14 protein-coding genes are annotated in these 13,949 nt (G+C 64.7%); 5 read left to right on the top strand and 9 right to left on the bottom strand.

Annotation, left to right across the window (positions count from 1 at the left end):
* Positions 1-187: 187 nt before the first annotated feature.
* The 5 genes from GTW25_RS20345 to GTW25_RS20325 form a co-directional block, all read right to left on the bottom strand.
* On the bottom strand, positions 188-580 hold the full coding sequence (locus GTW25_RS20345) for a VOC family protein (protein ID WP_252914118.1): 393 nt from the start codon (positions 578-580) through the stop codon (positions 188-190).
* Positions 581-656: 76 nt separating this feature from the next.
* Positions 657-2,729, bottom strand: coding sequence for a hypothetical protein (locus GTW25_RS20340; RefSeq protein ID WP_252914117.1), 2,073 nt, complete (start codon positions 2,727-2,729; stop codon positions 657-659).
* 190 nt (positions 2,730-2,919) lie between these two features.
* Positions 2,920-5,727, bottom strand: coding sequence for a DUF4159 domain-containing protein (locus GTW25_RS20335; RefSeq protein WP_252914116.1), 2,808 nt, complete (start codon positions 5,725-5,727; stop codon positions 2,920-2,922).
* Positions 5,727-6,623, bottom strand: a complete 897-nt coding sequence (locus tag GTW25_RS20330) for a DUF58 domain-containing protein (protein WP_252914115.1) — start codon at positions 6,621-6,623, stop codon at positions 5,727-5,729. The genes GTW25_RS20335 and GTW25_RS20330 overlap by 1 nt, the downstream gene beginning before the upstream one ends.
* A complete protein-coding gene (locus GTW25_RS20325; RefSeq protein ID WP_252914114.1) occupies positions 6,623-7,627 on the bottom strand; it encodes an AAA family ATPase in 1,005 nt (334 codons plus the stop codon). Before GTW25_RS20325 ends, GTW25_RS20330 begins: the two co-directional genes overlap by 1 nt.
* 123 nt (positions 7,628-7,750) lie before the next feature.
* Between GTW25_RS20325 and GTW25_RS20320 the strand changes: the two genes are divergently transcribed.
* From GTW25_RS20320 to GTW25_RS20310, 3 genes are read left to right on the top strand one after another with little or no spacing between them, the layout of a single operon-like run.
* Positions 7,751-8,377 carry a DUF1285 domain-containing protein gene (locus GTW25_RS20320; protein WP_252914119.1) on the top strand — a complete coding sequence of 209 codons (627 nt, stop codon included), beginning with the start codon at positions 7,751-7,753 and terminating at the stop codon, positions 8,375-8,377.
* On the top strand, positions 8,374-9,009 hold the full coding sequence (locus tag GTW25_RS20315) for an NUDIX hydrolase (RefSeq protein WP_252914113.1): 636 nt from the start codon (positions 8,374-8,376) through the stop codon (positions 9,007-9,009). The genes GTW25_RS20320 and GTW25_RS20315 overlap by 4 nt, the downstream gene beginning before the upstream one ends.
* On the top strand, positions 9,006-10,271 hold the full coding sequence (locus GTW25_RS20310; RefSeq protein ID WP_252914112.1) for a CCA tRNA nucleotidyltransferase: 1,266 nt from the start codon (positions 9,006-9,008) through the stop codon (positions 10,269-10,271). The genes GTW25_RS20315 and GTW25_RS20310 overlap by 4 nt, the downstream gene beginning before the upstream one ends.
* A gap of 4 nt (positions 10,272-10,275) precedes the next feature.
* On the opposite strand, the gene GTW25_RS20305 is transcribed toward GTW25_RS20310, so the two are convergent.
* A complete protein-coding gene (locus GTW25_RS20305; RefSeq protein ID WP_252914111.1) occupies positions 10,276-10,461 on the bottom strand; it encodes a DUF1059 domain-containing protein in 186 nt (61 codons plus the stop codon).
* Between the two features lie 296 nt (positions 10,462-10,757).
* Between GTW25_RS20305 and GTW25_RS20300 the strand changes: the two genes are divergently transcribed.
* Entirely contained in the window at positions 10,758-11,381 is a 624-nt protein-coding gene (locus GTW25_RS20300; RefSeq protein ID WP_252914110.1) for a L,D-transpeptidase, read from the top strand.
* A gap of 63 nt (positions 11,382-11,444) precedes the next feature.
* On the opposite strand, the gene GTW25_RS20295 is transcribed toward GTW25_RS20300, so the two are convergent.
* From GTW25_RS20295 to GTW25_RS20285, 3 genes are all read right to left on the bottom strand, one after another.
* Positions 11,445-11,633: a hypothetical protein gene (locus GTW25_RS20295; RefSeq protein ID WP_252914109.1), complete on the bottom strand. Its 189-nt coding sequence runs from the start codon at positions 11,631-11,633 to the stop codon at positions 11,445-11,447.
* Between the two features lie 67 nt (positions 11,634-11,700).
* The gene (locus GTW25_RS20290) at positions 11,701-12,390 is read right to left on the bottom strand and encodes an alpha/beta hydrolase (RefSeq protein ID WP_252914108.1); all 690 of its coding nucleotides are present in this window, start codon (positions 12,388-12,390) and stop codon (positions 11,701-11,703) included.
* Positions 12,391-12,562: 172 nt separating this feature from the next.
* The gene (locus GTW25_RS20285) at positions 12,563-13,459 is read right to left on the bottom strand and encodes a LysR substrate-binding domain-containing protein (RefSeq protein WP_252914107.1); all 897 of its coding nucleotides are present in this window, start codon (positions 13,457-13,459) and stop codon (positions 12,563-12,565) included.
* Between the two features lie 92 nt (positions 13,460-13,551).
* On the opposite strand from GTW25_RS20285, the gene GTW25_RS20280 reads away from it, so the two are divergent.
* Positions 13,552-13,746, top strand: coding sequence for a hypothetical protein (locus GTW25_RS20280; protein ID WP_252914106.1), 195 nt, complete (start codon positions 13,552-13,554; stop codon positions 13,744-13,746).
* Positions 13,747-13,949 lie beyond the last annotated feature (203 nt).

The raw sequence follows: 13,949 nt of genomic DNA, 5'->3' as shown, positions 1-13,949 counted from the left end.
ACACCGCAATCGCCGCGAGATCCGGCTCCAAGAAACTCGCCATCATCGCCGTCGCAAGGAAACTCCTCACCGTCCTCAACGCAATGCAACGCCAACAAAAACAATACGCCTGAAAACACAGTTGCCACGCCTCGACCTCTCAAGCGGCAGTTCGTATGCACATTTGAAACGCTCAAACTCCGTCGCTTCAGGCAGGCTGATCCATATAGACGAACTCCCAGACATGACCGTCGAGGTCCTGAAAGGAGCAGCCATACATGAAACCGAGGTCCATGTTCGGCTTCCAAGGCTGCGCGCCTTCCTTCAGCGCCTTGTCTAGAATGTCGTCCACTTCCTGACGGCTCGATGCGGACAGCGCCGTCAACACCTCGGTCGTGGCGTGAGCGTCGGCCATCTTGCCGTTGATGAAGCCCTGAAACTTGTCATGCTCCAGAAGCATCACGAAGCCCATTTCCGAAATGACCATGCAGGCCGTCGTCTCGTCGGAAAAGTCTTCGTTGTAGGTGAAGCCGAGCGCCGAGAAGAAGGCGCGGCTTGCCGCCACGTCTTTGACCGGCAGGTTGACGAACATCATACGCATCTGAACAAACTCCGTTGGCGTTTCGATGTCGCAAGGACGGCTGGATGTTCGCCGAACCGACAGGACCGGCAAAAAATCAGCGTCCCTCGCGATACCAGGTCGCGCCGAAGGCCAGAAGCAGGACGCCAAGGCCGAGGAAACCGGCGAAAAGCGGTACGCGGCTGACGGAGCGCAGCACGGTGTCGTTCGTCGTCTGCAGCCCGACCCAACCGCGCCCATCCGCATTCGCGCCTTGCCGAACGGGCACGATGTTGGGCAGGTCGAGCGCCCCGGTGAGGCTCGTGCCGATGCGCCGAACGCTTCCGCCGGTCGCGTCCGCCAGCGGTTGCAGCTTCTGCGTCGTCGAAACGGTGTCGGTGAACTCCGGCGCGTTGACCGGGCCGACATGGGCGAGCGTTTCGAGGTCGCCATTGGAGATGCGGTAGAGCCCGATCTCGTCGGTTTCTACACTGGCCGAAAAGACACCGGCGCCGTCCGCGCCGAGCGGCACGGTCATGGTTTCGCCGGCAGGCGTCGTTACGGCTGCATCCCCGGCCTCGTCCTCCATGGTCTGGCGCACGATCTCCAGCGTCATGCCGCGTGCGTTCGCGGTGAGGCGCTCTTCTTCCAGTTCCGGCTCCTTCATCAGCCAGTGCGCCATGCGGCGATAGAGCGAGACGTGCGGGCCGCCGCCCTCGAAGCCGCGCGCCCACAGCCAGCCGTGATCGGACAAAAGCATGCCGACGCGGCCTTCGCCCTGCCGGTCGAGCAGCAGCAGCGGCATGTCGTCCGCGCCGCGCATCACCACTTCGCCCTCCGGCTGCGCAACGCCGATCTGGCGGAACCAGCGGCTCCATTGCGGCGGCTCCTGCCCTGAGCCCTCCAGTCCGCGCGTCACCGGATGGCGCTCACCGGCATCGGTCAGGCGCGGGAAGAATGCCTCCTCCACGACGTCGCCGGTCGGCATGGCCGGCAGCGAGGCCATCAGCGGCGTGCGGGCGATCGACTGGTTGCCTGCATATTCAGGACCGGCCGCGATCAGCAGCGCACCGCCGTTCTGCACATACTCGGCGATGTAGTCGTAATAGAGGATCGGCAGCACGTCGCGGTGCTGATAGCGATCGAAGATGATCAGGTCGAAATCGTTGATCCGGTCGACGAAGAGTTCGCGCGTGGGAAACGCGATCAGAGACAATTCGTGGATCGGCGTGCCGTCCTGCTTTTCGGGCGGTCGCAAAATGGTGAAGTGGACGAGGTCCACTGCCGCATCGGATTTCAGAAGGTTGCGCCATGTGCGCTCGCCCGCATGCGGTTCGCCCGAGACGAGCAGCACGCGCAGGTTTTCGCGGATGCCGTCGACGATGGCGATGGTGCGATTGTTCGTCTCGGTCAGTTCGCCATCGGCCACCGGGAATTCCAACTCCACGATGTTGCGGCCGGCATTGGGCACGACGATGTCGACGCGCGTTTCCTCGCCGATCGTGGCGGTCTGGCGCACCACATGCTCGCCATTGACGCGCACCGTGACCTCGACGGGGCCGCTCGCATTTTCTTCGGTGGAAAGGACGCGGTAGCTCATCTCGATCGGGCGGTCGACGATGCCGAAGCGCGGCGCGCGCTCGAAGCGAATCCGCCGGTCGAATTCGTCGGCCTCGCCGGTGACGAGCGCGTGGAGCGGCCCGGCGAAACTCGAACTTTCCGGCACGTCGTGGACCTGCCCGTCCGTGATCAGGATCGCGCCGCCGACGCGCGAGGGCGCAACGTCGCGGAAGGTCGAATCGAGGGCGCCGAAAAGGCGGGTTTCGGTGCGGTCGTCGGCAGCATCGGCCTGTCCCGTTTCGACCACGCGCACGTCGAACCGATCAAGGCGCGCAAGCCGTTCCCGCATCGCCTCCAGCGCGCTGTCGGTGGTCTCGCGGCGCTCGCCGATCTCTTGGCTCTGGCTGCGGTCGACCACGAGAGCGACGACGCTTCGAAGCGGCTCGCGCTCCTCGTCAAGCAATACGGGATTGACCAGCGCCAGCGCCAGCGCGGCCATCGCGGCAAGCCGCAGCCATGCGCCGCGCTGCCCGGCGATCACACCCCAGACGACCAACGCCGCCACGGGTATGGCGAGCAGGCCGAGCCATTGCAGGCCGATCAGCGGTTCGAAGGCGAGTGACCAGTTCATCGGCAATCACCTTCGCAAAGCACCCCCACTCCGGCCCGTTGGGCCACCTCTCCCCCTGCCCGGGGGAGAGGAAGCGCTGCCGCGATCGAATCGCTTGTCCAGCTTGGATTCCTCTCCCCCGGGCAGGGGGAGAGGTGGCGCTCGAAGCGCGACGGAGCGGGGTTGATTTCTGGCTCAGGCAAAAACACCATCACTGCCCCAGCCTTTCCAGAATGGACGGCACATGGACCTGATCGGATTTGTAGTTGCCGGTGAGCATGTACATCATGATGTTGACGCCGGCGCGATAGGCGTAGGCGCGCTGCATCGGGTCGGCGGGCACGGTGGGCAGCATCGGCGCGCCGGACGCGCCGACGGCCCATGCGCCGGCGAAATCATTGGCGGTGATCATGATCGGCGTGACGCCGTCGCCGACGCGCACCGGCCGGTCGGCGGTTTCCTCGACCACCTGGGATGCCTCGACCCAGAGCGGGCTGCCGTTGAAGCGGCCGGGAAATTCGGGAAGGATATAAAAGGTCTTGGTCAGGACGTGATCCTGCGGCACGGGTTCGAGCGGCGGCACGCTCATGTCGGCGAGGATTTCGCGCAGGCGCAGGGTAGAGCCGCTTGCCGCGCCCGCATCGAAGCCGGCCCCGAACTGGTCGCGCGTGTCGAACAGAACCGTGCCGCCCTCCTGCATATAGGCATCGACCCGCGCGAGGGCTTCCGGGGAGGGCATCGGCGCACCTTCGTCGATCGGCCAATAGATAAGCGGATAGAAGGCAAGCTCGTCCTCGGCAATGTCGACGCCGACCGGCGCGCCGGGTTCGAGCGCCGTCTTGTCGATGAGGAAGCGGCCGAGCCCTTCGAGGCCCGCGCGGCTGATCGCGTCGATCGAGGAATTCCCTGTCAGGACGTAGGCGATCCGCGTCTGGCTGATCGCGTCGATCGCTTCCTCGTCGCCGGGGCGTGCGTCGTTCTCCTGCGCATGGGCATCGGGAACCGGACCTGCGGCCAAAACGACGATTGCGAGCGCGACGGATGCAGCCTGCGCCAGGCGGGGACGGCGGCGCAGACGGCCGCCCAGCCAAAGCACGGCGAGCGTGTCGAGGATCATGAGAGCCAGAGCGGCGGCGAAAAGCGGCCCACGCAGATCGACCTGCCGGTCGAAGCCATAGGCGATGTCGGTCACGGGCATCGGCGTCTGCGGGCGGGCGAGCGGTTCCAGCATGGCGTCGGCCGGCAGAAGATTGTGCGCGACGACGCCTTCGTCCGAACCGTAAAGGCCGGGCGGGTTCTCGATGGTGACGGGCGCATCGGTGCCGACCAGCGGCCGCGCATCGGGCGTCGGCGGCACGAGGCCGCCGTCCGCCGCGATCAGGCGATAGGGCGGCAGGCTCGTCTGATCCGCGCCCGTCGTGGCGGCCGCGCCCTGGTTGCGCGACAACTGCACCAGCCGGCGCAAGAGCTCGACGAAGGTGCCCGAGATCGGCAGGTTGGACCATGTCGCCTGCGGCGCGACATGGAATAGCGCGACGGTTCCCTCGCCGCGCCGCGCGCCGGTGACGAGCGGCGTGCCGTCGGCGAGGTTGACCCAGCTTCGCTCGACGATGTCGGCGGCGGGCTCGGCCAGCACCTGCCGCGAGACGGTCACGTCGGTGGGCGGCGTCAGATCGGCGAAGGGGGACCCCTCCGGATATTCGGCGATCGCCTGCGGCTCGGTCCACGACAATGTGCCGCCGAGCGCGCGCTCGCCCGTTCGCAGCCGCACCGGCAAGAGGTCTTCGTCCGGTTCGGAGGCCGCAAGGCGCGGCCCGGCGAAGCGTACGAGCGTGCCGCCGCCCTCGACCCATTCGACCAGCGCGTCATGGGCCGGAGCCGGCAGATTTCCGACATCGGCCATGACGATCATCGCCGGGTGCTGCTCGAGCAATTGCGGTATCGCCGATGCCAAATCCGCGCTTGCCGGCTCGATCAGGTCGGCGAAGGGGTCGAGCGCGCGTCCGATATAGTGCAGCGGCGACAAAAGCGGCTGCGCCACATCGCCATCGCCTTGTGCGATCAACCCGACGCGGCGGCGGCGTGAATTCTCGTCGAGAACGCGCACCGCGCCCGCATGCAACTGGCCATCGACGGCGACCGAATTGAAATCGTTACGCAGTTCGAAAGGCACGCGGATTTCGGCGGTGGCGATGGCTTCGCCGGCGGCAAAGGAGAGCGGCGCTTCGGCGATCCGCCGGCCCCGATCGTCGAAGGCGGCGACGGTCGCCTGCCGCAAGCCGGTGTCGTTCGTAGCGCGGGTCGCCTCGACGAGGAAGGCGTCGGGTTCGTTGGCGGTTGCCATCAGGCCGATCTGCGCCAGCCCCTGCGGCGCGGCCCAGATCAAATTGCCCGCATCGGCCAGCAAGGTGGCGAAGGCGTCTTCGTCGGCATCGCTTGCCAGCCCGTCGGAGAGCATTGCCACGGTCGCACCCGGCATCTGGCCGAGTGCGTCGGCAACGCGCGCGAAGGCCGAGCCGCGATCCACGGGAACGGGCCGCGCCCCAGCCGCGTTCAGCCGCTCGCGTGCCTCCTGAGGATCGAAAGGCCCGACCGCCGTGTTGTCCGCGTCGGCGGTGAAGGCGAGCACGACAGGCGCATTCTGCGCTTCCGCGTCGGCGATCATCCGCTCGGCCGTCGCAACCCGGACGTCCCAGTCGGGTGCCGACGCCCAGCCATTGTCGACGACGATCGCGACCGCGCCGCCGTCGATCGCGACGCGCTCGCGCGGATTTAACACGGGCTGGGCGAGCGCGAAGATGATCAGCGCCGCCATCAAGAGCCGCAGAAGCGTCAGCCACCACGGGCTCTGGTGCGGCGTTTCCTCCTTGCGCAAAACGCGCGCGAGGATTTTCAGCGGCGGGAAAGCCTCGGTCTGCGGCTTGGGCGGCGTCAGGCGCAGGAGCCACCAGATCACCGGCAGGGCAATCAATCCGGCCAGAACGGCCGGCATGGCGAAGGACAGTGGCAGGAAACCCATCAGTTGCCCCCCGCGCTCATCGCCAGATGAATGCGTACGAGCGCGTCGGAGGCGAGCTTGTCCGTGTGGTTGACCGTGTAGCTCCAGCCGAGCTTGCGCGCCCAGACCGCCAGCGCCTCACGACGGGCGGTGTAGAGGTTGCGATAATCCGCGCGCAGCATCTCGGCGCGTCCGGCCGTCAGCTTAAGCCCGTTTTCGGGGTCGCGGAACTCGGTGCGGCCGGAATAGGGGAATTCTTCTTCTGCGGGATCGGAAATCTCGATCAGATGCGCGCGCACCCCGCGCATGGCCAGATCGTCGAGCCAAGTTTGCGTTTCCTCGACGGGATCGAGGAAATCGGAGATCAGCACGACGTCGGAAAAACGCTTGATCAACGAAAGATCGGGGCGAGGGGGCAGCGCGTCTGCATGCAGCATCTGCGCGGCAAGCCGTTCCGCGCCGTTGCGGGCCGAGAACGGATCGGTCAGGCCCGGCCAGGCGATCCGCTCGCCCGATCGCGAGAACAGTTCGGCCAGCGCGAGCGCCAGCACGAGGGCGCGCGATTCCTTCGAGACCGACGCCGTCTTCGACTGGTAGAACATGGACGCGGACGGGTCGGCCCATAGCCAGACCGTGTGGGCCGCTTCCCATTCGCGGTCGCGCACATAGGTGTGATCGTCGCGCGCCGAGCGCCGCCAGTCGATCCGGGCGATAGCCTCGCCGTCGACATAGGGCCGGAACTGCCAGAAATTCTCACCGATGCCGCGTTTGCGCCGTCCGTGCCAGCCCGCGATCACGGTGTTGACCACGCGGCGTGCCTCGACCAGCAGGTCGGGGATCAGGGCCGCCCGTTGGCGGGCGCGCGCCAGCGCGTCGCGCGGGGCGGCGGCTTCACTGACCGCGCCGATCGTGGCCATCAGATCGCTTTCGCCAGCCGTGCGACCACGTCGCGCACTGTCATGCCTTCTGCGCGCGCCGCGAAGGTCAGCGCCATGCGGTGCTGAAGCACCGGCTCGGCAAGTTCGCGCACATCGTCGATGGATGGGGCAAGCCGCCCGTCGTAGAGCGCGCGGGCGCGAGCGCACAGCGTCAATGCCTGGCTGGCGCGCGGGCCTGGTCCCCAGGAGACATGCCGGTCGGTCTCGGCATCGCCAGCGCCCGGGCGCGCCGAACGCACCAGCGTCAGGATCGCATCGACCACGCTGTCGGGCACCGGCATCCGCCGGATCAGAGCCTGCACGGTCTTCAACCGAGCGGCGTCGAGCACGTTCTCCGCCTCCTGGTTCGCAACGCCCGTCGTCTCGATCAGGATGCGCCGTTCGGCGGCCAATTCGGGATAGTCGATGTCGATCTGCATCAGGAAGCGGTCGAGTTGGGCTTCGGGCAGTGGATAGGTGCCTTCCTGCTCCAGCGGGTTCTGCGTCGCGAGCACATGGAAGGGCGAGGGCAAATCGTGACGCTCGCCCGCGACGGTGACGTGATATTCCTGCATCGACTGCAACAGCGCCGACTGGGTGCGCGGCGAGGCACGGTTGATCTCGTCGGCCATCAGGAGCTGCGCGAAGATCGGCCCGCGAATGAACCGGAAGGAGCGGCGACCGGTCTCGTCCTGCTCCATGACTTCGGAGCCCAGAATGTCGGATGGCATCAGGTCCGGCGTGAACTGGATGCGCCGTCCGTCGAGGCCGAGCACGGTGCCGAGGGTTTCGACCAGCTTGGTCTTGGCAAGGCCCGGCACGCCGACGAGCAGGCCGTGGCCGCCGGCGAGAATCGCCACCAGCGTGCGCTCCACCACCTCTTCCTGTCCGAAGATCACCTTTCCGACCGCTTCGCGCACTTTGCCGATTTCGGCCAGCGCGCGCTCGGCCTGCGCAACCATCTCGGTTTCGCTCAGCGCGGGTTCCTTGACGGTGAGGCTCATGAACTGTCCAATCCTGGTCGGTGCCGGGTCTGTCGGTGGCTTTCACCCTCGAAGCGGCTGCGATGTCAGCTTAAATGGTGCACCATGGCTGACAAGCGAAACAACAGTGACTATTTCGTGACGATGACCGATGCACAGAAAACAGCCGGCCTGACCGACGTTAAGGACAGCGCCGGCCTCGAAGCCCTGATTTCACGCGCCGCGCGTGCCGGGAAGGGAGCCGCGCCCGTCGACAAATGGAACCCGGACTTCTGCGGCGATCTCGACATGGAGATCAAGGCGGACGGGACGTGGTTCTACATGGGAACGCCGATCGGGCGAATGCCGCTCGTCCAGCTCTTTTCGTCCGTTTTGAGGAAGGATGAGGACGGCAGGACCTATCTCGTCACGCCGGTCGAAAAGGTCGGCATCCGCGTCGAGGACGCGCCGTTCCTCGCGGTCGAAATGGACGCGTCGGATGTGGGCGAGAATCAGGTGCTGACCTTCCGCACCAATGTCGGCGACGTGGTCGAGGCAGGGCCGGATCATAGACTGCGCTTCGTCGACGAGGACGAGACGGGCGGGCTGAAACCTTATCTTCATGTGCGCGGGCGGCTCGAAGCGCTCGTCGCGCGGCCGGTCATGTACCAGCTTGCGGAAATCGGCGAAGAGATTTCGATCGACGGGCACGCCATGTTCTGCCTGCGCTCGAAAGGCGAGATTTTTCCCGTCATGCCGATGGCCGAACTGAACCGTCTGGCCGAGGCATGACGGCCGTTTCGATGCGCACCTTGTTCTCCGTCGACGATTTTCGTCGTCGCGCGGAACGCGAACGGACGCCGCATGCCGATACCGACTATGGCGATCACGGGCTCAATCCGGATCTGCGCGACATGATCGTGCACGAGCGTCTGCGCGATGCGGCGGTGATGATCGCGGCGGTCGACCGGCCCGGCGGCGCTTCGCTTATCCTGACCAAGCGCACGGAGAAACTGCGCAGCCATTCGGGCCAGATCGCTTTTCCGGGCGGGCGCATCGATCCGACCGACCCGACACCCGAATTCGCAGCCATCCGCGAAACGGAAGAGGAGATCGGCATCGGCGCGGAGACGATCGAGGTCGTCGGGCGCATGCCGGACTATGTCTCCGGTTCGGGCTATCGCATCTCGCCGGTTCTGGGCGTGGCGAAGCCGGATTTCGCGCTCACGCTCAACGCCAACGAGGTGGACGACGCCTTCGAGGTGCCGCTGTCCTTCCTGATGGATCCTGCCAACCACACGCGCGGCAGCCGGGTCTGGCAAGAGCGCGAGCGATTCTTCTATGACATGCCGTTCGGCGAACGCCGCATCTGGGGCGTCACCGCCGGCATCATCCGGACGCTTTATGAAAGGCTCTACGCTTGAGCATCTCGATTGCCGACGCGCCGTGGTTGAAAGACAAAACGCTTCAGACGCTTCTCAAGGTGCTGTCCGCCGATGGCGAGGAAGCGCGGGTCGCCGGCGGGGCCGTGCGCAACGCGCTGCTTGGCGAGGCCGTCACCGATATCGACATCGCCACGACCTGCCTGCCCGACGAGACGGAACGACGCGCTGCCGATGCCGGGTTCAAACCCGTGCCGACCGGCAAGGCGCATGGCACGATCACCGTCGTTGCGAAGGGGCGTCCGTTCGAGGTCACGACGTTGCGCGCGGATGTCGAGACGCATGGCCGCCACGCGACGGTCGCCTTCGGCCGCGACTGGCAGGTCGATGCGGAGCGGCGCGATTTCACGATCAATGGGCTTTACGCGGATGCCGACGGCACGGTGATCGATCTCGTCGGCGGCGTTTCCGATCTCGAACGGCGCAATCTGCGTTTCATCGGCGACGCCGGCCAGCGCATCGGCGAGGATTATCTGCGCATCCTGCGCTTTTATCGCTTCTTCGCGTGGTACGGGGCAGGGCGGCCGGATGCCGAGGGCATCAAGGCCACCGCGCGGCTCAAGGGAGGGCTCGCGGGCCTTTCGGCCGAGCGCGTGTGGGCCGAACTGAAGAAATTGCTGTCGGCACCCGATCCGTCCCGCGCACTTTTATGGATGCGCCAGTCCGGTGTGCTGACGGCGGTTCTTCCGGAAAGCGAAAAGTGGGGCATCGACGCCGTTCCGGGGCTGATCGCAGCCGAGCGCGATCTGGGTTGGCCGGTCGACCCATTGGCACGGCTGCAAGCAATCGTGCCGCCGATGCCTGAGCGTATCGAAAGTCTCGCTACGCGGCTCAAACTGTCAAAAGCGGAAACGCGGCGACTGGACGATTGGTCACGCTTCGGAGTTATCGATGCCGACAGCAGTGAACTTGCTTTGTCGAAACGGCTCTTGTCGGGTGGTCAGGAGGCGGGGCAGGATCGACTGCGGCTCGCGCTTGCGTCCGCGCGCGCGAAAGCTGCGTCAAGCGATGTCGATCTGACGGAAGCGGGACGCTTTTCCAGTCTGTTGAAGTTCGCGAACGAGTGGAAAACGCCTGAATTTCCGGTCAAAGGCCGCGACTTCGTCGCGCTGGGCGCGGCGAAAAACGCCGAGCTCGGCCAAGCATTGGCGAAACTGGAAGACGAGTGGGTTCAGTCGGGCTTTCGCCTCGAGCGTCCCGCGCTGATCGAGCGCGGGCGCGAGCTTCTGGGGCTGAACGCGTGACGGTTCAGGCCGCTTTTTGAGAGTTGGCGATGCGCGAACGTATGGCTTCGACCATCGTTTCGCGGATCGTGCTCTCGCCGTGGGCTTCGCGCATATGCTCGACCGAACGGCGCATCACCTCGGCTTCTTCCTCGTGACGGGTATGCCAATCGCAACCCGGAACGAGCGAACCGCAATGAAATTCCTTCATCGGCTTTCTCCCTTCATGCAAAGGCTGGACCGGATGCCGCGCATTTTCGGCACCGGGTCTGTCGATGAACACTTTTTGCTCGGTCCTGGTTCCGTTTGCAATCGGTGAACCTGCTTCAACCGGTCAAAACTGCGCACGCCGAATCGCTCGGGAGCCGCCATTCTTGTCGTCGAAATGATGGAATTCGTTTCGCAACGTGTTCAAAATTGTGTGTAGAGGTCGCGTAAAGGAAGACATCGTTAACCAAGCGTGTTTACGAACCTTGCAGGGGATCTTTTAAGTCGAAGGCAACATCCATGTCCATTTCACGTCGCGGCTTTCTTGCCGGCCTTCCATTGTTCCTTGCGGGCTGTACGGCCGTGGGGACGGACTATCGCTCGGCGATGTCCAACTACGCGGCACTGCCGGACGAGCGGTTTCCCTTGCGGGCCGTACCGCTCGATCAGATCAAGCCGGAGCTGCGCCGCCAGGAAGTGGCCTACGAGACGCGTCACAAGGCTGGAACCGTCGTGGTCGATACGCCGGCGCGCCGGCTCTATTACGTGATGGGCGACGGCCGAGCGCTCCGCTATGGCATCGGCGTCGGCCGCGAGGGGCTGGCGCTGCGCGGAAATGCGACGGTCGGGCGCAAGGCGCAGTGGCCGAGCTGGACGCCGACCGCCAACATGATCAGCCGCGATCCGCGCAATCGCGAATTCGCGGGTGGTGTTCCCGGTGGCCTCAACAATCCGCTCGGCGCGCGCGCGCTCTATCTTCATCGCGGCGGCCGCGACACGATGTTCCGCATCCATGGCACCAACCAGCCCAGCTCGATCGGCCACGCCATGTCGTCGGGCTGCGTGCGCATGCTCAACCACGATGTGATCGATCTTTACGAGCGCGTCCCCGTCGGGGCGAATGTCGTGGTCATACAGGCTTGACCGAATAGCCGAACGGAACGTCAAGCAAAGCAAGGCCGGGCATGCCCGGCCTTTTTAATGGTGCTATCTTGCCGCTTTTTGGGCCCGCAGCGCCAGAAGATACTTGAAAAGCGGGGCGCATGTGCCGCCCAAAATCGCGCCGCCGACGACCCAGCCAAGCAATTCGCCGCCAAGCAGTTCCTGGCCGACATAAGCCGCTGCGAAGCAGCCCGCCAGTGCAAGCGCGATGCGCCATATCAGATTTCGCGTCATTCGTCCCCTCATCGCCACCTTGATAGCTTGTTTCCATGACCATCGGAGACGGCGTGTTCCGGCAATCTTACTTCGCGGATGCCAGCTTGAGTCCGGCGAGCCATTCGCTGGCGATCCGGGCGTCCTCGTCACCGACTTCATGACCGGCGGAAATCGTCCTTGCCACCACGTCTGCCCCGCAGGCACGGAACATCGCCTCGAGCTTCGGCCCGAACGGCGCGTAAAGCGTGTCGTTTTCGCCGGTGATCGTCAGAACCTTCGCCTTGGCGAGGTTCGCGTTGGGGATCGCATCCAGCACCGGCATGGAGCGCAGCAGCACGGCGCGCTCCACCATGTCGGGTTCGAGAACCGACAGCGCGTTGATCAGGTTCGCGCCGTTGGAATATCCCAGAAAGGTCGTCTGGGCGAGGTCGATCGCTTCGCGCTTCGACAGGTCGCGAAAGAAGCTGGCAAAAGCCGCCGCTTCGGCGCGAATGTCCGTCTGGTCGAAACTCGTCGGCGTAATGCGCTTATACCAGCGCTTCACGCCCTCCTGCACGACGCGCCCGCGAATGCCGATCAGCGTGGCGTGCGGATCGATCTTGGCGGCAAGCGGAATAAGCGTGGTCTCGTCTCCGCCCGAGCCGTGCATGAGCACGATGGTTCGCCCATTCGGTTCCTGCGGGCGCAAGATGCGATGGGTAAAATCGCTATCGCGCACGACAGTTTCGATCGCGGCCGGGATCTGCATTGCAGGCAGCGTCGGAAACGCCGTCATGTCGCTTGCGACGGCCGGCCCGGCGATTGTTAAAGTAAGTGCTAATAGAGCTGTGGTTCTGATCTTCATGCACGCGAAATTAACGCACAAGGTTAACGCAGGATTTAAGAAAATCAGGCTCGCATTTTCGTGATCGATCCATGTTGCTTTGCAGCAACTTGATGTTCGAACTCTAAGGAAACGCGTCCCGCGTTCGGCCGATTTCACTTTCCAGCCAGCTTGTAAAGTCCCCCATCGCTTTCGAGGGGCGCGTCGTCGCGGATGTGACCACCCAATAGCCAAGGCCGGTCGCCGCCCGATGGGCAAAGGGCGTGACGAGCCGTCCCGTCGCCAGGGCATCCTGCGCCAGCGTCTGCCAGGCCAGCATGACGCCCTGGCCGGCGATGGCGGCGTCGAGCGCAAGCGCGGCATCGGTGAATGTGTGGCCGTCGGCCAGCGCATCTTCGGCGATGCCGAACGGGGCGAGCCATGTCGCCCATTTCAGCGTGGAATTCGCGTCGCGCACGATCGGCACTGTGGTCAGGTCGAGCGGCTCATGCAGCTTAGCTGCGAGCGCCGGCGCACAGACGGGAAAGATTTCCTGCGGCAGCAGAAATCGCGTCGCCACGCCCGGCCAATTTCCGTCGCCGACGCGGATCGCCAGATCGACATCGCTTCGATCCGGGTCGATCAGTGCGGTGGACGCATCGAGTCGCACGGTGATGCCGGGGTGCAATTCGGAAAAACGCGCCAGACGCGGCACCAGCCATTTGGACGCGAAGACCGGCGCGACGGACAGCGTCAGCACGTTCACGCGGTCCAGACGTGCGCTGCGCAAAGCGCCTTCAAGTTCGGAAAATCCCGTTGTCAGCCTTGGCAGGAAGGAGCGGGCGAATTCCGTCGGCACAAGCCCGCGCGATGTGCGTGCGAACAGCGCATGGCCAAGCGCGGCCTCCAGCCTGCCCAGATGCTGGCTGACGGCCCCGATCGTAACGCCAAGCTCGTCGGCCGCCGCCTGAAGCGAACCCAGTCGACCAACCGCTTCCGCGGCGCGCAAGCCGTTCATGTGGATGCGATTGAGCTCACGCATGTAGTTTTTCTAAACTCCACCGCCAATTAACTCTAGTGAAAATGGATCTGTTTGGCACCATTCTAAGGATGCGTTACACCGGAGGCAGCGCCATGTTGCAGTTTTTCTGGAATAGAAGTTCGTCCGCGACGAACCACCGCGGCCCGCTGGATCATCCCTCTCTTCTCATGATGACATCGGATCAGCTTGCCGACCTGCCGCTGACGCCCGAATGGCCGCATGCGTTCAAGCTTGGAGAATATGCATCCGAGTCACTTGCAAATGAGAAGATTCGGCTCTGCGGTTGAAAGATCGAGGAATGGATTCCTGTGACGAGCACAGGAATGACGGTGGAGAGGTTGACGCCAATCTCCAGCGTTGACGATTCCTGTGCTGGTCACAGGAATCCTGTGTGTTCGGGGTGGTGTAGAGTGAATGCGGGAAGGATACCGTCGGAATCCTGATCCGCCTGCTGGCGAGACCGAGGCTTGGCCGGGTCCCTTCCCGCATT

This window comes from Aliihoeflea aestuarii (assembly GCF_024105665.1).
In the GTDB taxonomy this organism is placed as follows: Bacteria; Pseudomonadota; Alphaproteobacteria; order Rhizobiales; family Rhizobiaceae; genus Aliihoeflea; species Aliihoeflea aestuarii.
This window is presented reverse-complemented; position numbering and strand designations above follow the sequence as displayed.